Here is a 21,588-nt window from a genome sequence, read left to right as displayed (position 1 = left end):
CCTTGGTCTGCGGGGTGCTCACGCGGGCAAGTCTCTCAGGTAGGGGTTGGTGGCGCGTTCGTGGGCCATGGTCGTCGCCTGGTAGTGGCCGGGCAGCACGAGCGTCGTGTCAGGCAGCGGCAGCACGACGTCACGCAGGCTGCGCTGCATCGCGGCCGAGTCGCCGCCCGGCAGGTCGGTGCGGCCCACCGAGCCGGCGAAGAGCACGTCACCGGTCACCATCGTCCGGTCGACGTCGACCTGGTCCCGGATGCCGTCGGGCACCCGGTCGATGCCGAACATGACCGAGCCCTCGGTGTGGCCGGGGGCGTGGAGCACGTCGAACTCCATGCCCGCGAGCGTCAGCCGGGTGCCGTCGGTGATCTCGACGACGTTGGTCGGCTCGGTCCACGTCGCCGCGGCGCCGAACTGCTGCTCGAGCATCGCGACGAGGCCCGGGTTGCTGCGTCCGAGCAGGTCGTGCAGGCGGTAGCGGTCGTCCGCGTGGATGTAGGCAGCCGTGTCGGCGCCGCAGACGGGGGTCACCGAGTAGACGTGGTCGACGTGACCGTGCGTGAGCAGCACCGCGGCCGGCCTCAGCCGGTGCTCCGTCAGCACCTCGCGCAGCGTCTCCTCCACGCCGATCCCGGGATCGACGATGACGCACTCCTCCCCGGCACCCGCGGCGAGCACGTAGCAGTTGGTGTCGAACGCCTGGGCGGGGAAGGCAATGGTCAGCACGCTGGGAGCCTAGCGACGCACCCCCACCGAGGCGGACGGCATACGCCCTCGGGACTCAGGACCGACACACTGGGTATGCCGTCCGCAGGGCTTCCGGGCGCAAATCCGCGCGCCGGAGGGGAGATGTCACGGACTCGTGACCCGTCCCGCTGCGTGCGCGCCGCAGTCGTTCCATAAAATGACCGAACGCCCGGGGACAGCCCATGTGGCCCGTACGAGGAGAGGTTCGTGACCAAAGAGCAGGAACGCGCACGTGCGCGCCGCCGCCACGAGGAACAGCAGAAGACCGCCAAGCCGCCGGTGAGCGACTCGACGCGCGACAAGCAGGTCTTCGGTGTGATCCTCGCGGTCATCCTCGTCATCGCTGCGGCCATCGTCGTGCCCAAGCTCGTCGGCAGCTCCGACACCGCCACCCCCGCGGCCGGGTCGACGACCCCTGCGAGCACCCCGACGAGCTCGGGCGGGCTCGCTGCAGGCCAGAAGCTCGCGGCCGGCTGCACCGCTCCCCCGGCGAACCAGACCACCCCGAAGCAGCAGAAGCAGGTCCCGGCCAAGGCCACGGCTGCCGGCAAGACCTTCGTCGCGACGGTCAAGACCACGTGCGGCGACCTCACCTTCGAGCTCGACGGGACGAAGGCGCCGCAGACCGTCGCCTCGTTCWTCAATCTGGCCAAGACCGGCTTCTGGGCCCCGAGCCCGTGCCACCGCGTCACGACCGAGGGCATCTACGTCCTGCAGTGCGGCGACCCCACCGGCACCGGTCAGGGCGGCCCGGGCTACACCTTCGGCATCGAGAACGCGCCCAAGGACGGGAAGTACCCCACCGGTGTGCTCGCCATGGCGCGCACCTCCGACCCGAACAGCAACGGCGGCCAGTTCTTCATCACCTACAAGGAAACCCAGTTGCCCACCGACGGCGGTGGCTACACGATCTTCGGGAAGGTGACCAAGGGCCTCGACATCGTCGACAAGATCGCCGCGAACAAGGCCCTGCCCCCCAGCCCGACGGACGGAACCCCCGTCTCCCCGATCAGCATCCTCAGCGTCAGCGTGACGGAGAAGAAGGCATGACCGACATCAAGCAGCCCGAGCCGGACGACACCACCGCCACCGTGACGGAGGAGCAGCCCAGCGAGGCCGCGGTCGAACCGGCGGCCGATAACGCCGACACCGCCGACACCGTCGACACCGTCGAGGCGGTCGACGACACCAAGCCGGCCGACACGGCCGACACCGTCGAGACGGTCGACGACACCGCGCCGGTCGACACGGCCGACGCTTCCATCCCGTCCGAGCCTGCGGCGACGACCGAGACAGCCGAGGCCGTCGCCTCGGTGGAGGCCACCGAGTCCGGCGACACGACCGAGAGCGTCGAGGCTGACGCCGAGGCCGCTCCCGTCGTCGAGTCCGTCGTCGAGCCCGAGCCGGTCGCGGTGTCAGAGCCGGAGAGCGCCGAGCCTGCCGGCACCCCGCCGGAGGCAGCGGCCGAGGCGCCCGTCGCCACGCCCGAGGCCAGCGAGCCAGCCGTGGCCGAGCCCGTCGCGGCGACGGCAGACGAGCCGGCAGCGGCCGCGGTCGAGACCGCGGAGGCCGTGGCGTCGGTCAGCAGCACCGAGTCCGGTGACGCCGGCGAGAGCGCGGCGCCGTCGGATACAGCAGCGCCGGCGGAGACCGCAGCGCCCACGGAGGGCCCGGAGGGCGAGGAGGTCGCGGCACCCGCTGCGCCGTCCCCGGGGAGCATCCCCAAGCCCACGTCGATCCCGACGCCGGCGGCACTCGCCAAGGCCGTCCCGCACCCGACGGTCACTCCCGCCGCGCCGGCGCCGATCACGACCGACCACTCGGCCTCGGCGGCGTTCGGACGCGTCGACGAGAACGGCACGGTCTACGTCCGCACCAAGGACGGCGAGGAGCAGGAGGTCGGCTCCTATCCCGGCGCGAGCGACCAGGAGGCACTGACCTACTTCGCGCGCAAGTACGACGAGCTCTTCGCGTCGGCGGTGCTGCTCGAGCAGCGCCTGTCGCAGCCCGAGGTCCCGTCGAAGGACGTCGGTGAGGGCCTCAAGACCCTCGCGGCACAGGTCAAGGACGCGACCGTCGTCGGCGACCTCGACGCCCTCGCCACCAAGCTCGACGAGATCCAGTCCGGCCTCGCCGCCAAGCGCAACGTCGAGCAGCAGCACCGCGCCGAGGCGCGGCTGGCCGCCACGGCCGAGCGCGAGAAGATCGTGGCCGAGGCCGAGTCGATCGCCGGCCAGCCGGAGAACCGGATCCAGTGGAAGACGAGCGGCGCCCGGATGCGTGAGCTGCTCGACGAGTGGAAGGCGCACCAGCGCTCCGCCACCCGCCTCGACCGCGAGACGGAGTCGAACCTGTGGCAGCGTTTCAGCAGCGCCCGCAACGGCTTCGACAAGGCACGACGCAGCCACTTCGCCGGGCTCGACGCGCAGCACGCCGACGCCAAGGGTGCCAAGGAGCGGCTCGTCGCCGAGGCCGAGAAGCTCGCGACGAGCACCGACTGGGCTGCCACCGCAGGGGCGTTCAAGCGCCTCATGGACGAGTGGCGCCGCGCCGGTCGGGCCAGCAGGTCCGACGACGACAAGCTGTGGGCGCGCTTCAAGGCTGCGCAGGACACCTTCTTCACGGCGAAGGACGAGGTCGTCGCCGCCGAGGAGGAGCAGTACCGCGGCAACCTGACCGTCAAGGAGGCCCTGCTCGTCGAGGCAGAGGCGATCCTGCCCGTGACCGACCTCGAGAAGGCCAAGGGCCAGCTGCGCGTCATCCAGGACAAGTGGGATGCCGCCGGCAAGGTCCCGCGGTCCGACATGGAGCGCGTCGAGAAGGCCATGCGCCGCGTCGAGCAGACCGTGCGGGACGCCGAGGACCGCAAGTGGAAGTCGAGCAACCCCGAGGTCGCGGCCCGTGCCCGGGCCATGGTCGACCAGCTCGAGCGTGCCGTCGCGGACCTGCAGGACGACCTCGCCAAGGCCGAGGCGTCCGGCAGCGCGAGCAAGATCAAGAAGGCCCGCGAGGCGCTCGACGCGCGTCAGGTCTGGCTCGACCAGGCCCGCGCCGGCGTCGCCGAGTTCGGCGGCTGACGACCAGCCCCACCCACGAAAGGGCCCACCCGGCAAGCGATCTCCTCGGATGGGCCCTTTTGCGTGGCGCGTGGTGCGGTGTCCAGACGCCGACGGCTACATCGTCGACTTGCCGCCGTTGACACGGTAGACGTCGAAGACCCCGTCGATCTTGCGGACCGCCTGCATGACGTGGTCGAGGTGCGCCGGGTCCCCCATCTCGAAGGTGAAGCGGGAGATGGCCACCCGGTCGCGCGACGTCTGGACCGATGCCGACAGGATGTTGACGTGCTGGTCCGACAGGACGCGGGTCACGTCGCTGAGGAGGCGGTTGCGGTCGAGGGCCTCGACCTGCAGCTGCACGAGGAAGACGCTGGCGGAGCTCGGGGCCCACTCGACGTCGATGAGCCGCTCCGGGTTGGCCGTCAGCTGGTCGGCGTTGGTGCAGTCGACGCGGTGCACCGAGACGCCGTTGCCGCGCGTCACGAAACCGATGATCGGGTCACCCGGCACGGGGGTGCAGCACTTGGCGAGCTTGACCCACACGTCCGCCGTGCCGACGACGACGACACCGGGGTCGCCCGGCTTGCGCCGGCTCGCTGCCCGCGTCGGGACCGTGGCCTCGGCGAGGTCCTCGGTGGCGCCGTCGACGCCACCCATCGACGCGACGACCTTGCCGACGACGTGCTGCGCCGAGACGTGTCCCTCGCCCACCGCGGCGTACAGCGCCTCGATGTCCTGGTAGCGCAGGTCGGTCGCGACAGCGGTCATCGACTCGTGGCTCATGAGCCGCTGGAGCGGGAGGTTCTGCTTGCGCAGCGCCTTGGCGATCGAGTCCTTGCCGGCCTCGATGGCCTCCTCGCGGCGCTCCTTGGAGAACCACTGCTTGATCTTGTTGCGGGCCCGGGGACTCTTGACGAACTGGAGCCAGTCGCGCGACGGGCCGGCGCCGTCGGCCTTGGACGTCAGCACCTCGACGACGTCGCCGTTCTCGAGGGTCGACTCGAGGGGCACGAGGCGCCCGTTGACGCGCGCGCCGATGCAGTGGTGCCCGACCTCGGTGTGGACGGCATACGCGAAGTCGACGGGCGTGCCGCCCATCGGCAGCGCGACGACCGAGCCCTTCGGGGTGAAGACGTAGACCTCGCTGCTGCCCATCTCGAAGCGCAGCGAGTCGAGGAACTCGCCCGGGTCCTCGGTCTCGCGCTGCCAGTCGAGCAGCTGGCGCAGCCAGGCCATGTCGTTCTGCGGCGTGATCTCGCCGGGACGCGCGGGGCCGCCGCCGTTGCTCTGGTCCTTGTACTTCCAGTGCGCGGCGACGCCGTACTCGGCGCGGCGGTGCATCGTGTGCGTGCGGATCTGGATCTCGACCGGTTTGCCCTGGGGTCCGATGACCGTCGTGTGCAGCGACTGGTACATGTTGAACTTCGGCATCGCGATGTAGTCCTTGAACCGGCCCGGGACCGGGTTCCACCGCGAGTGAAGGGCGCCCAGCGCCGCGTAGCAGTCGCGCACCGTGTCGACGAGGACGCGGACGGCGACGAGGTCGTAGATCTCCTCGAAGTCGCGGCCCCGCACGATCATCTTCTGGTACACGGAGTAGTAGTGCTTGGGCCGGCCGGTGACGACGGCCTTGATCTTGGCGGCCGTGAGGTCCTCGGTGACCTGGGTGCGCACCCCGGCGAGGTACTCCTCGCGGGCCGGCGCGCGCTCGGCGACGAGACGCACGATCTCGTCGTAGACCTTCGGGTAGAGCGTCGCGAACGAGAGGTCCTCGAGCTCCCACTTGATGGTGTTCATGCCGAGCCGGTGCGCGAGCGGGGCGTAGATCTCGAGCGTCTCGTTGGCCTTGCGCTTGGCCGACTCGGGGCTGACGTAGCGCCACGTGCGGGCGTTGTGCAGCCGGTCGGCGAGCTTGATGACGAGGACCCGGATGTCGCGCGCCATCGCGATGACCATCTTGCGGACGGTCTCGGCCTGCGCGGCCTCGCCGTAGGTGACCTTGTCGAGCTTGGTGACGCCGTCGACGAGCATGGCGATCTCGTCACCGAAGTCGTGGCGCAGCTCGTCGAGGCCGTACGCCGTGTCCTCGACGGTGTCGTGCAGCAGCGCCGCCGCGAGGGTGGGCGGCGTCATGCCGAGCTCGGCGAGGATCGTCGTGACGGCGAGCGGGTGCGTGATGTAGGCGTCGCCGCTCTTGCGCATCTGGCCCTCGTGGGCGCTCTCGGCGACGGCATACGCCCGCTCGATGACCGAGAGGTCGGCCTTCGGGTGGTTCTGGCGAACTGCCGTCATGAGCGGCTCGAGCACGGGGTTGCCCGCCGGCCGGGTCGCCCCGAACCGGGCGAAACGGGCGCGCACCCGCGACGGGGTGGACAGCTCGTTGCGGACGTCCTCGCTCATGCAGAGAGTCTAGGCGGTCCCTCTGTGATCAGACGGTGAGGATGGCGTTGACCGGCCGGCCCACGAGGCGCTTGCGTCCGTCGAGGAAGGCCAGCTCGAGGACGACCTCGATCGCGGTGACCGTGGCACCGGCCCGCTCGACGAGCTGGGCGCACGCCTCGGCGGTGCCTCCGGTGGCGAGCACGTCGTCGAGGACGAGCACGCGCTGGCCCGGCTCGAAGGCGTCGGTGTGCACCTCGATCTCGGCCGTGCCGTACTCGAGCGCGTAGGACTCCTTGAGGGTCTCCCCCGGCAGCTTGCCGGCCTTGCGCACGGGCACCATGCCGAGGCCGAGCTCGTAGGCCACGGCCGCGCCGAGGATGAAGCCGCGGGCCTCGATGCCGACGACGACGTCGACCTGACCGGCATACCGCTGGGCGATGTCGCGGACGAGCTCGCCGAGGGCGGCACCGTCGGCGATGAGCGGGGTGAAGTCCTTGAAGAGGACCCCGGGCTTGGGGAAGTCCGGGATGTCACGCAGCTTGCTCGCGACGAGGTCACTGATCTGGCTCACGCCGTCTCCTGAGGTGGTCGAACGGGCGGTGCACGAACCGCCTGCGGAGGCGGGGCCGCGGATGCGGCCCCGCCGTCAGCGTCGCGACTTCGGCGCGCGCTTGGGCTGGTTGCGCGGTCCGGCCTGGGCGTACTTGTGCACGGGACGCGGTGCGCCGTCGACCGGGGAGTCGGCGCCGTCGTCGGCAGCAGCACCGGTGGCGTCCGCGCCGACGTAGGCCGGCTCGGCCACACCGGATGCTGCGGTGGCCCCCTGCCTGGCACCGTGGCGCGCGACGTACTTGTCGAGCTCACGGACGGCGGGCTCGTTGCGACGCAGGTCGACGAGCAGCGGGGTCGCGATGAAGATCGACGAGTAGGCACCGACCGCGATGCCGATGAAGAGGGCGAGCGACAGGTCGAGCAGCGTGCCCGGGCCGAGCAGCGTGAAGCCGACGAAGAGGACGGCCGCGATCGGCAGCAACGCGACGACGGTCGTGTTGATCGAGCGGACCAGCGTCTGGTTGACCGCGAGGTTGGCCGCCGCGGAGTACGTCATGCGCTTCGTCCGGAACGCGTCCGCGGTGTTCTCACGCACCTTGTCGAAGACGACGACGGTGTCGTAGAGCGAGTACCCGAGGATCGTGAGGAACCCGATCATCGACGAGGGCGTGATCTCGAAGCCGAAGAGCGCGTAGATGCCGACCGTGATGACGAGGTCGTGCAGCAGGGCCACGAGACCCGACACGGCCATCTTCCAGGTGCGGAAGTACAGCGCCATGACCGCCGTCACGATGACGAGGAAGACGATGAGTCCCCGGATCGCCTGTTGGCTGACCGACTGCCCCCAGCTCGGACCGATGAGCGACGCGCTGACCGCGCCCTTGTCGACGCCGAACTGCTGGGCGAGTGCGGTGCTGGCCTCGTCGGTGCGGTCGGCCGCAGCCTCGGACTGCACGCGGACGGTGTCCTGGCCGACGATCGTCGTGACGACGTTGCCCTCGATGCCGGCGTTGGCGATGGCGGTCTGGGCCTTCTCCTCGTAGCCCTGGCTGTTGGACACGCCCTGGACGCGGAACTCCGAGCCACCGCTGAACTCGATGCCGAAGTTCAGGCCCTTGACGAAGATGCCGACGAGTGCGAGGACGATGAGCACCGCCGAGATGGCGTACCACGTCTTCTGGCGCTTGATGAACTCGATCGAGCGCTTGCCGGTGTAGAGGTCGTTGCCGACCTGGGCGAAGTTGATCATGCCTGGGCCTTCCCATCGGCGACGCGGGCCGAGCCCACGGTGGCGGGCGGGCGCTGGACGCCGGGTGCCCCGAACTGGCCGCGGCCGCGGTAGCGGACCGCCTCCTTGGCGCCGAGGCGCTCCGGGTCGAGACCCGACCACTTGTGGCCGCCGCCGAAGAACTTCGTGCGGGCCAGCAGCTGCACCGTGGGGTGCGTGAAGAGGATGACGACGAGCAGGTCGATGAGCGTTGTCAGTCCCAGCGTGAACGCGAAGCCCCGGACGTTGCTCGAGGCGAGGAAGTACAGCACCCCGGCCGCGATGAAGTTGACGCCGTCGGCCGCGATGATCGTGCGGCGGGCGCGCTTCCACCCGGTCTCGACGGCAGCCACGAGCGGGCGACCGTCACGCACCTCGTCGCGGATGCGCTCGAAGTAGACGATGAAGCTGTCGGCCGTGACACCGATGGCCACGATGAGACCCGTCACCCCGGCCATCGTCAGGCGGAAGCCGTGCGTCGTACCGAGGACCGTCACCGCGAGGTAGGTGATGACGGAGGCCACGACGAGCGAGGCGACCGTGACGAGGCCGAGCGCGCGGTACTGGAGCAGCGAGTAGATGACGACGAGCAGCAGGCCGATGAAGCCGGCCAGCAGGCCGATGCGCAGCTGCTCCTCACCGAGCTGGGGCGTGATGTTGTCCTGCGTCTGCAGGGCGAAGGAGATCGGGAGGGCACCGAACTTCAGCTGTTCGGCGAGCTGCTTGGCCGAGTCGATGGTGAACGAGCCGGTGATCGAGGCCCGACCGTCGGTGATGACGGCGCGGGCCTGCGGTGCCGTGATGACGGCCTTGTCGAGCACGACGGCGAACTGGTCGAGCGGCGGCTGGGACTGCAGGCCGTAGAGGCGCTTGGTCACGGCCGCGAACTTGGCCTTGCCGGCGTCCTTGAAGGACAGTGCGACCTCGACGATGGAGGTCGGCTGACCGTTGGGGCCGGGCTGGTAGCCGCTCGTGGCGTCGGCGATCTCGCTGCCGTCGATCTCGCTCGGGCCGAGGACGTACTTGGTGACACGGTCCTCGCCGCACGTGGCGATGGGCTGGGCCGGGTCGTCCTGGATCTTGTCGACCGCCCCGGGAGCCGAGCAGTCGAGCGCGGTGTACTCCTTGGCGACCTTCGTCGCAGCTGCGTCGGCCTTGGCCTTGTCCCAGCCGAGCCCGACGAGGCCGGTGCTCACCTGCGTCTTGATGGCGGCCTCGGTCTGCGCGGCCGTCGGCGCGGGGGCCTCGGTGGCGGCAGGTGCCGGCGTCGTCGCCGTGCCCGACGGCGTGGCCGACGGCGTCGGGGTCACCGGGGTCGTGGCGGCGCGCAGCGCGTCGGGGACGACGCCGTTCTGGGCGGTCGCGGACGTCGAGGGCGTCGCAGTGCTCGTGGCCTTCGGCGTGCCCGTGCCGGTCGCGGTGCCGGAAGGCGTCGCCGTGCCGGTGGACGTCCCGGTCGGCGTGCCGCTCGGGTTGGCCTGGCTGGCGTTGGGGTCGAGCGCCTGCACGTAGACGGCGCGGAAGCGCAGCTGAGAGGGCTTCTTCAGCGCGTCGAGCTGCTCGGCCGTCGGCTGGCCGGGGATCGCCACGACGATGCTGCGGCCGCCCTGCGTCGTGATCTCGGCCTCGGAGACGCCGTTGGCGTCGATGCGCTGGCGGATGATGTCGACCGCGCGGTTGACCTGGCCCTCGCTGATGGTCTCGGTGCCGTTGAGCTGGGGCTGGAGCACGAGCTCCGTGCCGCCCTCGAGGTCGAGCCCGAGGCGAGGGTTCATCGACCCGTCGGCCCACTTCGTCAGGCCGGCGGCGAGACCGCCGAGGGCGAGGATGATGACGACGAGCGCCAGGAGGCTCCGTCTCGCCGACTTCTTGGTGGAGCTGCGTGCCACGAAACCCTCACTGACCGTTCTGGTGGGAACCCGGGTTCGCACCCGGCGCGTCGTCGACGGGGGCGTCGTGGGCGGGCGAACCAGCGGCTGCCGCATCGGCGGCAGCCACGTCGGCCTGCTTCATCGCCAGGGCTCGCCGGTCGAACCGGACGGTCGTGCCCTCGGCGATCTCGAGCCACGCGCTGCTGTCGTCGAGGTGCTTGATCGTGCCGTAGATGCCCGACGAGGTGACGACGGCGTCTCCGACCTCGAGCGACGAGCTGAAGTTGCGCATCTGCTTCATCCGCTTGTTCTGGGAGAAGAACAGCCAGCCCAGCAGCAGCAGGGGCAGGGCGAAAATCAGCAACGAGAGGGCCCCGTTGTTGTTCATGTCAGCTCAGTCCTTCGTGTCTTCGTCCGGTCAGCGCGCAGGCGCGCCACGACCCGTTGATCGGGTCGGCTGTCGCGTCAACGACCGGGAGCACCGGATGGTGCCGCGGCAGCGGCGATGGTGCCCGCAGGAGTCTACGTGCGCCGGTGCAGTTTGTCAGACCAAGACGGAACGGTTCCGCAGCGTGCGCGGGTCACGTTTTGGTCGCGCTCGGTGCCGGCCGCGCGACCACGCCGGGCCCGGCCTCAGGCGTCGAATCGCGCGCCGCCGGCCTCGTCGATGGGCAGGGTGGCGGTCCAGAGGGCCTGCGAGTCGTGCGGTGGGGTCAGGCCCAGGTGCTCCCAGGCGAGGCTCGAGGCGGCCCGGCCACGGGGGGTGCGGACCATGAAGCCCTCGCGCACGAGGTAGGGCTCGGCGACCGTCTCGACGGTGTCGGGCTCCTCGCCCACGGCGACGGCGAGGGTCGAGAGGCCTACGGGCCCGCCGTTGAAGCGGCGGCAGAGCGCCTCCAGCACGGCTCGGTCAAGGCGGTCCAAACCGCGCTCGTCGACGTCGAAGAGCTCGAGCGCCTGACGCGACGCGGAGTGAGTGACGCGGTCCTCGCCGTGCACCTGGGCCCAGTCGCGGACCCGGCGCAGCAGGCGGTTGGCGATGCGCGGCGTGCCGCGGGATCTCAGGGCGATCTCGCGGATGCCGTCCTCATCGGCGTCGAGCCCGAGCAGGCGTGCCGAACGGTGCAGGATCGTGACGAGGTCGGCCGCGGCGTAGTAGTCGAGGTGGCCGGTGAAGCCGAAGCGGTCGCGGAGCGGCGCGGGCAGCAGCCCGGCACGTGTCGTCGCACCGACGACGGTGAAGGGCGGCAGCTCGAGCGGGATGGCCGTCGCGCCGGGACCCTTGCCGATGATGACGTCGACCCGGAAGTCCTCCATCGCGAGGTAGAGCATCTCCTCGGCCGAGCGCGACATCCGGTGGATCTCGTCGAGGAAGAGCACCTCCCCCTCGGCGAGCGACGAGAGGACCGACGCGAGGTCGCCGGCGTGCTGGATCGCGGGGCCCGAGGTGATGCGGATGGGCTGCTCGAGCTCACCGGCGACGATCATCGCCAGGGTGGTCTTGCCGAGCCCGGGCGGGCCCGAGAGCAGCACGTGGTCGGGCGGCGTGCCACGACGCTTGGCCGCCTTGAGGACGAGTCCCAGCTGGTCGCGGACGCGGGTCTGTCCGGGGAAGTCGTCGAGTCGCTTGGGACGCAGCGCGGCCTCGACCTGTCGCTCGTCGGTGTCGCCGGCCGCGTCGACGATGCGTGCCGTCGCGTCGAAGGAGCCGTCGTCCCAGACGTCCGGCTCGGCCCCGGTGTCGAGCTCCCAGGAGCGGTCGACGCTCATCGGCCGAGCTCCTGCAGCGCGGCCCGCAACAGTGCCGACACCCCGGCGCCGTCGGCCGCGATCGGCGCGATCTTGTCGAGCGCGTCGTCGGCCTGGCGCACGGTCCATCCGAGTCCGACGAGCGCCTCCCTGACCTGCTCGCGCCACGCCTCGCCGGTGTCGAGGTGGACGTGGTCGCTCTGGCCGGCCGAGCCTGGCAGGGCGCCGAGCTTGTCCTTGAGCTCGAGGACCATCCGCTCTGCCCCCTTCTTGCCGATGCCCGGGACCTTGGTCAGCGCGACGAGGTCGCCGGTGCCCAGCGCGACCCGGACGGCGTCGGGCGAGTGGACCGCCAGCACGGCCAGCGCGAGGCGGGGACCGACCCCGGACACGGTCTGGACGGTCTCGAAGACGTGCTTCTCGTCGTCGGTGGCGAAGCCGTAGAGCGTCAGCGAGTCCTCGCGCACGACGAGACTGGTGGCGAGCTCGGTGGGCTGGCCCAGGCGCACGGACGTCGCCGTGGCCGGGGTGGTGTGGACGAGCATGCCGACACCGCCGACGCCGACCACGACCGAGTCGAGGCCGACCTTGAGGACGGTGCCGGAGAGCGAGGCGATCATCGGGGCTGGGCTCCAGGGTGGGGTCGGGCGGTCTGGCCGGTGCGGGTGGGCTGGGTGGTCGCGGCGCGCAGCCGCTGCAGCGGTGGGGCGGCCCCCGGCGGGACCCGACGGGGTATGCCGCTCCCCCGGTTGCCCGTGCGCGCGAGCACCTCGAGCCGCGCCTCCTCGAGGCGGCTCTGCGTGCCTCCGCGCCACACGTGGCAGATCGCGAGGGCGAGCGCGTCGGCGGCGTCGGCGGGCTTGGGCGGGGTGTCGAGCCCGAGGAGCCGGGTCACCATCGTCGTCACCTGCGCCTTGTCGGCGCGGCCGCTGCCGCTGACGGCGGCCTTGACCTCGGTGGGTGTGTGGAGGGTGACGGGCAGGCCGAGCCGCTCGGCCATGATCATGACGATCCCGGTCACCTGAGCGGTGCCCATCACGGTGGAGACGTTGGTGTCGGCGAAGACACGCTCGATGGCCACGGCCTCGGGACGGTGCCGCGCGAACCACTGGCGCATCTCGTCCTCGACGGCGACGAGGCGCTTCGGGGTGGGGTCGCCGGACGGCGTGCGGATGACCCCGACCTCGACCAGCGACAGCTTGCGCCCCGGGACTCCGTCGACGACGCCGACGCCGCAGCGGGTGAGCCCGGGGTCGACCGCGAGGACGCGCACGGCATACCTCCCTGGGGCGTGGGGCTCTGGACGATCCGAACAGGTGTTCGGGACAACGCTAACGGGCCTCCCCCGAAAGGACGGGAGGCACGCCGGTCTCGGCGTGCCTCCTCGTCGAACCTCGGGCGCACGAGCCCTCGGCGCGGTCAGTCCTCGTCGTCGAGCTGTGCGAGGACGTCGTCGGGGATGTCGCCGTTGGCGAAGACGTTCTGCACGTCGTCGCTGTCCTCGAGCGCCTCGATGACGCGGATCATCTTCTTCGCGCCGTCGAGGTCGAGCGGGACCTGGAGGTTCGGGACGAACGACGCCTCGGCGGACTCGTAGTCGATGCCGGCGTCCTGGATCGCCTTGCGGACCGCGACGAAGTCGGTGGCCTCGGAGATGATCTCCCACGTGTCACCGTTGTCGTTGACCTCCTCGGCACCCGCCTCGAGCACCACTTCGAGGATGTCGTCCTCGGAGCCGGCGTCCTTGAGGACGGTCACGACACCCTTGCGGTTGAAGACGTAGGACACGGAGCCCGGGTCGGCGAGCTGGCCGCCGTTGCGCGTCAGCGCAGTGCGCACCTCGGCGGCAGCCCGGTTGCGGTTGTCGGTGAGGCACTCGATGAGCACGGCGACACCGTTGGGGGCGTAGCCCTCGTACATGATCGTCTGCCAGTCGGCCGCGCCCGCCTCGGCACCCGACGCGCGCTTGACGGCGCGGTCGATGTTGTCGTTGGGCACCGACGTCTTCTTGGCCTTCTGGATGGCGTCGTAGAGCGTCGGGTTGCCGGTGGGGTCGGCGCCGCCCTGACGGGCCGCGACCTCGATGTTCTTGATGAGCTTGGCGAAGAGCTTGCCGCGCTTGGCGTCCTTGGCCGCCTTCTGGTGCTTCGTGGTGGCCCATTTGGAGTGGCCGCTCATGCAGTGTCCTCGCGTTCCGGTGACTGGCGTGCACCCGACTGCTGGAGTCGGTGCTCTCTGACGATCGAGACGAACTCGGCGTGGATCCGGCGGTCGGCCCCCACCTCGGGGTGGAAGGACGTGGCCATGAGGTTGCCCTGCCGGACCGCGACGATCCTACCGGCGGCCGGGCCCTCGCTGACGCGGGCGAGCACCTCGACGCCCGGACCGGCCTGCTCGACCCATGGGGCGCGGATGAAGACGGCGTGCACCGTGCCCGTCGTCGAGGGGTCGCCCCAGGCGTAGTCGAGGTCCTGCTCGAAGGAGTCGACCTGACGGCCGAAGGCGTTGCGCCGCACCGTGATGTCGAGACCCCCGAGCGTCTGCTGGTCGGGACGCGCGTCGGCGATGCGGTCGGCGAGCATGATCATCCCGGCGCACGAGCCGTAGGCGGGCATGCCCTCGGCGATGCGCCGCAGCAGCGGCTCCCGCAGGTCGAACGCGCGGACGAGCTTGTCCATGACCGTCGACTCGCCGCCGGGGATGACGAGGCCGTCGATGGCCTCGACCTCGGCCGGACGCCGGACCGTGACGCCCTCGGCGCCGAGCGCGGTGAGGGCTGCGAGGTGCTCGCGGACGTCGCCCTGGACGGCGAGGACGCCGATGCGCGGCACGCCGACGGCGTCGGCGCGACGGTCGGGGCCAGGGTCCGCGGCGGGGTCGGCGGTCGTGCCGGGGATGGTGCTGATGGTGCTCACCGGGTCAGCGTAGAGCGCGCGTCGTGACGGACGCCGCACGGGTCGGGCAGCGAGAACCGTCTCGGATGCCAGACGTCCGCGGAGGCGGCCCTGACATCGGCACGATGCCACCGGATACGTTGCGGCCATGACGACGGTGCACACCCACGACGACCTGACCGCCCGCGCCGAGCAGGCCGATGCCGCCTCCCCGCTCCGGGGCACCCGCGACCTGTTCACCATCCCCGACGACGTCATCTACCTCGACGGCAACTCGCTGGGCGCCCTGCCGAGCGCGGTGCCGGCCGTCGTCGACGACGTCATGCACCGCCAGTGGGGTGAGCGCTTGATCCGCTCGTGGAACGAGGCCGACTGGTGGGGCGCGCAGACCCGCGTCGGCGACCGCGTCGGCCGTCTCGTCGGTGCCGCTCCCGGCCAGGTGGTCGTGACCGACTCGACGTCGGTCAACCTCTTCAAGGCGGTCATCGGCGCCGGACGGCTGCGGCCCGGCCGCAGCGTCGTGATCACCGACCCCGACTCCTTCCCGACCGACCTCTACATGACCGAGTCCGCGGCCGAGCTGGCCGGCCTCGAGGTGCGCCGGGTCCACCCGCGCGACGCCGTGGCCGCCATCGCCGACATCGGTGACGCCCTCGCGCTCGCCTCCTACTCGAGCGTCGACTACCGCACCGGCGAGCTCTGGGACCTGCGCGCGATCACCGAGGCCGCCCATGCCGTCGGCGCCCTCGCCTGCTGGGACCTCTGCCACTCGGCGGGCGTCATCGCGGTCGAGCTCGACGAGGGCGGCGCCGACCTCGCGGTCGGGTGCGGCTACAAGTACCTCAACGGCGGCCCCGGCGCCCCAGCCTTCCTCTACGTCGCGACCCGCCACCAGGACGACTTCGACCAGCCCCTCACGGGCTGGCAGGGACACGCCCACCCCTTCGAGATGCGTCCGGACTACGAGCCCGCGCCCGGCATCACGCGGGCCAGGGTCGGGACCCCGCCCCTGCTCTCGGTGCTCGCCCTCGAGGCCGCGCTCACGGCCTACGACGGCCTCTCCCCCGCCGACGTCCGGGCGGCGTCGCTCTCGGTGACCAGCACCTTCATCGACGCCCTCGACGCGCTCGGGGTCGGCCTCCCGCTGGCGACGCCGCGCGAGCCGGAGCGCCGGGGGTCCCAGGTGTCACTGCGCCACCCCCAGGCGTTCGCCGTCGTGCAGGCCCTCATCGCCCGTGGTGTCATCGGGGACTTCCGCGAGCCCGACATCGTCCGGCTGGGCTTCGCGCCGCTCTACGTCACCCACGTGGACGCGGTGCAGGCCGCGGTCCACGTCAAGGAGGTCCTCGACGCGCGCGAGTTCGAGCGTCCCGAGTTCGCCGAGCGCGGCGCCGTCACCTGACCGCATCGTCGGGTGAATGGGTGCTGCGCCCGTCATCGGGTGGGCCGGCGTCGACCGGCGCCCGTCAGCACGTCGACGTTGTCGCTCCACTGCTCGGCGGAGCCGACTCCTCGGGGCAGCGCGCGCACGGCCGGGTCGGTGACGCTGGCCTCGAGGACCTCGACCACGGCGCCGCGCACGCCGCGGTAGGGCCGGTCCCAGAACGGCTCGACGGGGTCGGCGACGGTGGGCATCCCGACCTCGCCCTGGACCACGGCCAGCACCCGCAGCGCCTCGACGAGACCGTCCTCCCGCTGCCGCCAGTCAGGCGATGCCACCGCCCGTTCGAGCGGTCCGAGGGCGACCGCGGACCGGGGCAGCCGGGCGAAGCTCGTGCCGAGCCACTTGGCGTAGGGCGGCCAGCGCCGCTCGAGCAGGTGGCCCAGGTGCATCGCGATCCCGGCCAGCCGCGCCGCGACGACCCGCGAGCCGAGGTCGTCGCCGCACTCCCCCGTCCGGCCGACGAAGGGCAGCTCCTGCCCGAGCCGGACCCAGTCGGTCGCGACGACGTGGCGCCAGACGTCGTCGGGACACCACGCGAGGCGCTGGCGTATGCCGGACAGCTCGCCCACGTCGTCGACGAAGACCTCTCCCCCGGTGAGCTCGAGGACGGCCTGGCCCGTCAGGGAGAACCAGTCGTCCACCGTCAGGTCGCGGGTGGGGTCGACGCCGAGGCGCGAGACGGCGAGGTCGCGGGCCGTCTCGACCTGCACCCGATGGCGCACAGCCGGGTCCCACGTCGTCGCGAACCGGGTGGGGTGGCCGGCGAACGACGCAGGCAGCTGCTCGGCGAGGTGGTCGTCGACGGCCACGACGACGTCGTCCGGGACGAGGAGGTTGAGCCTCAGGCCCCAGTCGTGGTCGCGCGACATCGCGTCGTCGAGCCCGAGGACGTCGGACCCGCTCCCGAGACGGGCTGCGGCACACGGCATCCCGGGCCAGTGGTCACGCACGAGGGGCTCGACGACCCGCTCGAAGTAGGTCCGCGACAGCTCCGCTCCGGTGGCGCTCACGCACCCGATCGTGCCAGCCCGGGCACCCGGACGGAGACGCGGTGTGCAGTGCTCGGTGCCATGGCCCCGACGACCGCACACGGCGCGAGTCCCCGGCCACGGACGCGTATGCCGCCGCGCCCGGTGGGGCACGGCGGCATACGTCAGTGTGTAGCTGGGAGTGCGGAGGTCACCAACCGCGCTCGGAGAGACGGTGCGGCTGGGCGATCTCGTCGACGTTGATGCCGACCATGGCCTCGCCGAGGCCGCGCGAGACCTTGGCGATGACGTCGGGGTCGTCGTGGAAGGTCGTCGCCTTGACGATGGCCTCGGCGCGCTGGGCCGGGTTGCCGGACTTGAAGATGCCCGAGCCGACGAAGACACCCTCGGCGCCGAGCTGCATCATCATCGCGGCGTCGGCAGGCGTCGCGATGCCACCGGCCGTGAAGAGCACGACGGGGAGCTTGCCGGCCTCGGCGACCTCCTTGACGAGCTCGTAGGGAGCCTGGAGCTCCTTCGCCGCGACGTAGAGCTCGTCGGGGCTCATCGAGTGCAGGCGGTTGAGCTCGGCGCGCAGGGTGCGCATGTGCGTCGTCGCGTTGGAGACGTCACCGGTGCCGGCCTCACCCTTCGAGCGGATCATCGCCGCGCCCTCGGTGATCCGGCGCAGCGCCTCGCCGAGGTTGGTCGCACCACAGACGAAGGGCACGGTGAACTGCCACTTGTCGATGTGGTTGGCGTAGTCGGCCGGGGTCAGCACCTCGGACTCGTCGATGTAGTCCACGCCGAGGCTCTGGAGCACCTGCGCCTCGACGAAGTGGCCGATGCGGGCCTTGGCCATGACGGGGATCGAGACGGCCTCGATGATGCCGTCGATCATGTCGGGGTCGCTCATGCGCGACACGCCGCCCTGGGCGCGGATGTCGGCGGGGACCCGCTCGAGGGCCATGACGGCGACGGCGCCGGCGTCCTCGGCGATCTTGGCCTGCTCGGCCGTGACGACGTCCATGATGACGCCGCCCTTGAGCATCTCGGCCATGCCGCGCTTCACGCGCGTCGTGCCGGTGTGGCTCGTGCCGCTCTGCTGGTCAGCCGCGGGCGTGCTGCCCGAGGTCGGGGTGGTGCTCACGATGTCCTGCTTTCCCGTGATCTGGGTTCGGTGTGCCTCAAAGCGTAGGCCCCCGCGAGAGGTGTGGACGACGCGGTCCGCGGTCCTGCGCGTGGGGCCGGTCACACGAGGGCGAGGTGCTCCGGCGAGTCGTCGTTGAACTCGATGGTGTGCGGCATCGGGGTGTAGCCCGCGAGGTGGAACATGCGGATGGTCCACTTGCGCCGCACCCGGCGGACGTCGGTGACGGCGTCGTTGTGGAAGCGTCGCGCCAGCTGTACGCGGGTGCAGGCCGAGGAGAGCCGGGCGAGCACGTCCTGCCCCAGGGCCGTCGAGCGCAGCGTGCTGACGGCCTGCGGGGTGAGGGCGAGCTCGAGGGCCTCGGTGAGGTCGTTCTCGGCGAGCTCGCGGGCGTCGCCGTGCTCCGACGGTGCCTCGAGGGACTCCGCCGCGGCGTTGGCCAGGATGAGCGCGGTCGCACCGTCGAGGAGCCCGCTGTTGGCCAGCTCGACGGCCGCCTCGGCCCGGCGGACCAGCCGCGCGTCGAGCGCGGCGAGGGTGCCGCTGAGGCGGACGTGGAGCCGGTCGAGGCGGGCCGCCGTGTAGGAGAGGTACCAGGCGATGACGACGAGGACGAAGAGGATCGCGAAGACCCACGAGAGGACCTCGCTCACCGGGCACCCCCGCGCAGGAAGCGGTTCCAGCGTCCCTGCGGCTCGAGGTGCGCGGCCGCGACGCCCTCGATGACGGTCTCGTAGACGGCGAGGATCTCGTCGGCGACGACCGACCAGTCGAAGAGCCGGGCCCGGTGCTGGCCGGCGGCGGCGAGCTCGGCGCGGCGCTCGGGTCGTCGGAGCAGGTCGACGAGCGTGCGCGCGAGGGCGTCGGGCTGCTCGTTGGCGAACATCGCGCCGGCCGTGCCGCCGTCGAGCACGCGCGAGAAGGCCGAGAGGTCGCTGGCGAGGACGCAGGCGCCGGCGCTCATCGCCTCGATGAGGATGATGCCGAAGCTCTCTCCCCCGGTGTTGGGCGCGACGTAGACGTCGACCGACGCGAGCAGCGACGCCTTGTCGTCGTCGGAGACGGAGCCGAGGAACTCGCACGCGGCGACGACCTCGGGCGACCAGCCCTGGGTGACCTCATCGGGGTCACCGGGCCCGGCGACGAGGACGCGGAGTCCCGGGACCGAGCGGAGGATCTCGGGCAGAGCAGCCGCGAGCACCGGGAGTCCCTTGCGCGGCTCCCCCATCCGGCCGAGGAAGGCGATCGTCGGCGATGCGGGCGTGCCCATCCACGCCGAGCGCCGCTGGGCGCTCGCGAACCGGTCGACGTAGACGCCGTTGGGGATGACGACCGCGTCGCCGCCGACGTGGGTCGTGACCGTCCGGCGGGCGTCCTCGCTCACGGCGATGCGGCCGGCGATCTTCTCGAGGCTCGGTCGGATGATCGGGTAGGCCGTCTGCATCGTCCGCGACCGCAGCATGGAGGTGTGGAAGGTCGCGACGATGGGTCCCTCGGCCGCCATGAGTGCGAGCACGCTGACACTGGGGGTGACCGGCTCGTGGAGGTGGAGCACGTCGAACTGGCCGGCGTCGAGCCACTTGCCGACCTTGGACGCCGTGACGGGGCCGAAGTTGAGACGCGCGACGGAGCCGTTGTAGCGCACGGCGGTGGCCCGGCCGGCCGACGTGACGTAGTCGGGCAGCTCGGTCTCGCTGTCGGCCGGTGCGAGCACCGACACGTCGTGCCCCTGGCCGATGAGGTGCTCGGCGAGGTCGCGCACGTGGAACTGCACCCCGCCCGGGACGTCGAACGAGTACGGGCAGRCGATCCCGATCCTCACGTCGTGCGTCCCGTCGTCGGCTGTGCCGGCTGCGCGGAGGTCTGCGCGCCGGCGGCGTCCGAGGAGGCCGCAGGGGCGTCGAGGTCGTCGACGAAGACCCGCTGGAGCATGTGCCAGCTCGACGTGTGCTCGCGGATCGCGACGGCGACGTGGTCGGCGCACTGCTGGATGAGGTCGGCCGCCTTGACCGCCGTCGTGCCCTCGACACGGGGCACGAGACGGTTGCTGAACTCGATGACCGTGCGATGGCCGCCGAGGCCGGAGCCAGCAGGAGCGGGTTCGTACCAGATCCGGGCCGCGAAGAGCGGTGCACCGGTCATCAGCGACAGGACGGCCGGCCCCTTGGCCATCCGCGCACGGTGGCCGAGGAGGTCGACCTCGACACCGCCGTTGGTGAGGTCGCGGTCGGCGGCCAGGGCGATGAGCCTCCCGCCGCTCCGTGTCGCGTCGAGCAGCCCGTGGAAGGGGTCGTCCCCGCCGGTGAGCGGGATGATGTCCATGTCGATGCTGCGCCGGAACGCGACGAACTCCTGGAAGACCTCTTCGGGCTTGAGCCGCTCGGCGACGGTCGTCACCGGCATGAGGCTGCCGGCGGACCAGGCCGCGGCGAGGTCGAAGTTGCCGAGGTGGCCGACGAAGACGACCCCGGCGTCGCCGCGCGCGCACAGCTCGCGGATCTCGGCGTCGCCACGGACGACGACCGCCCCGTCGATCTGGGCCCGGGTCAGGGACGGGAGCCGGAACGCCTCGCAGTAGTAGCGCATGTAGGAGCGCATCCCCTGGCGCACCAAGGAGTCGAGGTCGGCATCGGACAGCTCGGGCCGCACCCGACGGTAGTTCGACCGCAGCCGGTCGATGCCCTTCCCACCGCGCCGGACGGAGATGGCGGCCACCCGGTCGAAGAGGGCGTATGCCGCGCGCTCCGGGAGGGCGCGGACGACGGACCACCCGAGCTTGAAGCCGAGCACGCTGACGGTGTCGGTGGCGCGGCGTGCGAGGTCGCTCACGCGCCCACCTCGCCGGAGGCAAGGGCCTGGCGACGCACCGTCAGCATCCGCTGGAGGACGGTGACGAGGCTGGCGACGGCGAGCAGGCCCAGGACGACGCCGAGCAGGATCGTCGAGTTGAAGAGGTCGGCGAAGAAGGCCGCGACGAGAACGGCGACGAGCCGGTCGGCGCGTTCGGCGATCCCGACGTTGGCCGTGTAGCCGAGGCCCTCTGCCCGCGCCTTGGCGTAGGACACGACGCTGCCGAGGATGAGGCAGCTGAGCGCGAGGCCGGCCATGAGCTGGTTGTTGCCCTTGCCGGCGTAGAAGAGCACGAGGCCGCCGAAGATCGCGGCGTCGCCGATGCGGTCGAGCGTGGAGTCGAGGTAGGCGCCCCACTTGCTCGAGCGGCCGGACTCGCGGGCCATGATGCCGTCGACGTTGTCGGAGAAGACGAACGCGGTGATGACGAGCACGCCGACCCAGATCTCACCGCGGGGGAAGAACGCCAGTGCCCCGGCGCAGACCCCGAGGGTGCCGACGACCGTCACGACGTCGGGACTGATCCCGAGGCGGAGGAACAGGTGGGCGATCGGACCGAGGATCTTGGTCAGCGACGCGCGCAGGAGTCTGTTGAGCATGGTGGTGACAGCGTACTGACCGGTCGGGCGTGCTCGGGCCCGGCGCACGCACCGTGGCGCGT

The 21,588-nt window shown here is 71.4% G+C and carries 20 protein-coding genes; 3 read left to right on the top strand and 17 right to left on the bottom strand.

The genetic code is table 11. The features are described 5' to 3' along the window. Window positions 1-18: 18 nt before the first annotated feature. Complete coding sequence (locus AB4Y83_RS05385; RefSeq protein ID WP_442273423.1) at window positions 19-720, bottom strand: MBL fold metallo-hydrolase; 702 nt, start codon at window positions 718-720, stop codon at window positions 19-21. Window positions 721-948: 228 nt separating this feature from the next. Here AB4Y83_RS05385 and AB4Y83_RS05380 point away from each other — a divergent pair, with 228 nt between their 5' ends. After that, complete coding sequence (locus AB4Y83_RS05380; protein ID WP_442296236.1) at window positions 949-1,791, top strand: peptidylprolyl isomerase; 843 nt, start codon at window positions 949-951, stop codon at window positions 1,789-1,791. Further along, on the top strand, window positions 1,788-3,818 hold the full coding sequence (locus AB4Y83_RS05375; RefSeq protein ID WP_442296235.1) for a DUF349 domain-containing protein: 2,031 nt from the start codon (window positions 1,788-1,790) through the stop codon (window positions 3,816-3,818). Before AB4Y83_RS05380 ends, AB4Y83_RS05375 begins: the two co-directional genes overlap by 4 nt. Before the next feature lie 96 nt (window positions 3,819-3,914). Here AB4Y83_RS05375 and AB4Y83_RS05370 read toward each other — a convergent pair whose 3' ends face one another. From AB4Y83_RS05370 to pdxT, 10 genes are all read right to left on the bottom strand, one after another. Next, the gene (locus AB4Y83_RS05370; protein ID WP_020144302.1) at window positions 3,915-6,200 is read right to left on the bottom strand and encodes a RelA/SpoT family protein; all 2,286 of its coding nucleotides are present in this window, start codon (window positions 6,198-6,200) and stop codon (window positions 3,915-3,917) included. Between the two features lie 28 nt (window positions 6,201-6,228). Then, on the bottom strand, window positions 6,229-6,753 hold the full coding sequence (locus tag AB4Y83_RS05365; RefSeq protein WP_442273420.1) for an adenine phosphoribosyltransferase: 525 nt from the start codon (window positions 6,751-6,753) through the stop codon (window positions 6,229-6,231). A 75-nt stretch (window positions 6,754-6,828) separates the two neighbouring features. Next, on the bottom strand, window positions 6,829-7,983 hold the full coding sequence (gene secF, locus AB4Y83_RS05360) for a protein translocase subunit SecF (RefSeq protein WP_442296234.1): 1,155 nt from the start codon (window positions 7,981-7,983) through the stop codon (window positions 6,829-6,831). Then, a complete protein-coding gene (secD, locus tag AB4Y83_RS05355; protein ID WP_442296233.1) occupies window positions 7,980-9,890 on the bottom strand; it encodes a protein translocase subunit SecD in 1,911 nt (636 codons plus the stop codon). The genes secF and secD overlap by 4 nt, the downstream gene beginning before the upstream one ends. 7 nt (window positions 9,891-9,897) lie before the next feature. Beyond that, a complete protein-coding gene (gene yajC / locus AB4Y83_RS05350; protein WP_442273417.1) occupies window positions 9,898-10,260 on the bottom strand; it encodes a preprotein translocase subunit YajC in 363 nt (120 codons plus the stop codon). 245 nt (window positions 10,261-10,505) lie between these two features. Further along, window positions 10,506-11,642, bottom strand: a complete 1,137-nt coding sequence (gene ruvB, locus AB4Y83_RS05345; protein WP_056825368.1) for a Holliday junction branch migration DNA helicase RuvB — start codon at window positions 11,640-11,642, stop codon at window positions 10,506-10,508. Continuing rightward, a complete protein-coding gene (gene ruvA, locus AB4Y83_RS05340; protein WP_442273416.1) occupies window positions 11,639-12,241 on the bottom strand; it encodes a Holliday junction branch migration protein RuvA in 603 nt (200 codons plus the stop codon). Before ruvA ends, ruvB begins: the two co-directional genes overlap by 4 nt. Continuing rightward, a complete protein-coding gene (gene ruvC, locus AB4Y83_RS05335; RefSeq protein ID WP_056777220.1) occupies window positions 12,238-12,894 on the bottom strand; it encodes a crossover junction endodeoxyribonuclease RuvC in 657 nt (218 codons plus the stop codon). Before ruvC ends, ruvA begins: the two co-directional genes overlap by 4 nt. Before the next feature lie 146 nt (window positions 12,895-13,040). Then, a complete protein-coding gene (locus AB4Y83_RS05330) occupies window positions 13,041-13,799 on the bottom strand; it encodes a YebC/PmpR family DNA-binding transcriptional regulator (protein ID WP_442296232.1) in 759 nt (252 codons plus the stop codon). Further along, window positions 13,796-14,536 (bottom strand): pyridoxal 5'-phosphate synthase glutaminase subunit PdxT, encoded by a 741-nt coding sequence (pdxT, locus tag AB4Y83_RS05325; RefSeq protein ID WP_442296231.1) that lies wholly within the window; start codon window positions 14,534-14,536, stop codon window positions 13,796-13,798. The genes AB4Y83_RS05330 and pdxT overlap by 4 nt, the downstream gene beginning before the upstream one ends. 127 nt (window positions 14,537-14,663) lie before the next feature. On the opposite strand from pdxT, the gene kynU reads away from it, so the two are divergent. Next, a complete protein-coding gene (gene kynU, locus AB4Y83_RS05320) occupies window positions 14,664-15,917 on the top strand; it encodes a kynureninase (protein WP_442296230.1) in 1,254 nt (417 codons plus the stop codon). Window positions 15,918-15,949: 32 nt separating this feature from the next. Here kynU and AB4Y83_RS05315 read toward each other — a convergent pair whose 3' ends face one another. The 6 genes from AB4Y83_RS05315 to pgsA all read right to left on the bottom strand — a co-directional run bounded on the left by AB4Y83_RS05315 (window position 15,950) and on the right by pgsA (window position 21,526). Continuing rightward, window positions 15,950-16,969: a DUF4037 domain-containing protein gene (locus tag AB4Y83_RS05315; RefSeq protein ID WP_442296229.1), complete on the bottom strand. Its 1,020-nt coding sequence runs from the start codon at window positions 16,967-16,969 to the stop codon at window positions 15,950-15,952. 169 nt (window positions 16,970-17,138) lie between these two features. After that, entirely contained in the window at window positions 17,139-18,077 is a 939-nt protein-coding gene (gene pdxS / locus AB4Y83_RS05310) for a pyridoxal 5'-phosphate synthase lyase subunit PdxS (RefSeq protein ID WP_056825361.1), read from the bottom strand. A gap of 101 nt (window positions 18,078-18,178) precedes the next feature. Beyond that, on the bottom strand, window positions 18,179-18,730 hold the full coding sequence (locus tag AB4Y83_RS05305) for a hypothetical protein (protein ID WP_056777231.1): 552 nt from the start codon (window positions 18,728-18,730) through the stop codon (window positions 18,179-18,181). Further along, a complete protein-coding gene (locus AB4Y83_RS05300) occupies window positions 18,727-19,899 on the bottom strand; it encodes a glycosyltransferase family 4 protein (protein ID WP_442296228.1) in 1,173 nt (390 codons plus the stop codon). The genes AB4Y83_RS05305 and AB4Y83_RS05300 overlap by 4 nt, the downstream gene beginning before the upstream one ends. After that, window positions 19,896-20,906: a phosphatidylinositol mannoside acyltransferase gene (locus AB4Y83_RS05295; protein ID WP_442296227.1), complete on the bottom strand. Its 1,011-nt coding sequence runs from the start codon at window positions 20,904-20,906 to the stop codon at window positions 19,896-19,898. Before AB4Y83_RS05295 ends, AB4Y83_RS05300 begins: the two co-directional genes overlap by 4 nt. Then, a complete protein-coding gene (gene pgsA, locus AB4Y83_RS05290) occupies window positions 20,903-21,526 on the bottom strand; it encodes a phosphatidylinositol phosphate synthase (RefSeq protein ID WP_020144318.1) in 624 nt (207 codons plus the stop codon). The genes AB4Y83_RS05295 and pgsA overlap by 4 nt, the downstream gene beginning before the upstream one ends. Window positions 21,527-21,588 lie beyond the last annotated feature (62 nt).

Source organism: Terrabacter sp. RAF57 (assembly GCF_052113925.1).
In the GTDB taxonomy this organism is placed as follows: Bacteria; Actinomycetota; Actinomycetes; order Actinomycetales; family Dermatophilaceae; genus Terrabacter.
This window is presented reverse-complemented; position numbering and strand designations above follow the sequence as displayed.

Excerpts from the sequence above, each read along its gene's own strand:
- AB4Y83_RS05375 (WP_442296235.1), top strand. The coding sequence starts at position 1,788 with ATGACCGACATCAAGCAGCCCGAGCCGGACGACACCACCGCCACCGTG.
- AB4Y83_RS05370 (WP_020144302.1), bottom strand. The coding sequence starts at position 6,200 with ATGAGCGAGGACGTCCGCAACGAGCTGTCCACCCCGTCGCGGGTGCGC.
- secF (WP_442296234.1), bottom strand. The coding sequence starts at position 7,983 with ATGATCAACTTCGCCCAGGTCGGCAACGACCTCTACACCGGCAAGCGC.
- yajC (WP_442273417.1), bottom strand. The coding sequence starts at position 10,260 with ATGAACAACAACGGGGCCCTCTCGTTGCTGATTTTCGCCCTGCCCCTG.
- ruvB (WP_056825368.1), bottom strand. The coding sequence starts at position 11,642 with ATGAGCGTCGACCGCTCCTGGGAGCTCGACACCGGGGCCGAGCCGGAC.
- ruvA (WP_442273416.1), bottom strand. The coding sequence starts at position 12,241 with ATGATCGCCTCGCTCTCCGGCACCGTCCTCAAGGTCGGCCTCGACTCG.
- AB4Y83_RS05330 (WP_442296232.1), bottom strand. The coding sequence starts at position 13,799 with ATGAGCGGCCACTCCAAATGGGCCACCACGAAGCACCAGAAGGCGGCC.
- kynU (WP_442296230.1), top strand. The coding sequence starts at position 14,664 with ATGACGACGGTGCACACCCACGACGACCTGACCGCCCGCGCCGAGCAG.
- pgsA (WP_020144318.1), bottom strand. The coding sequence starts at position 21,526 with ATGCTCAACAGACTCCTGCGCGCGTCGCTGACCAAGATCCTCGGTCCG.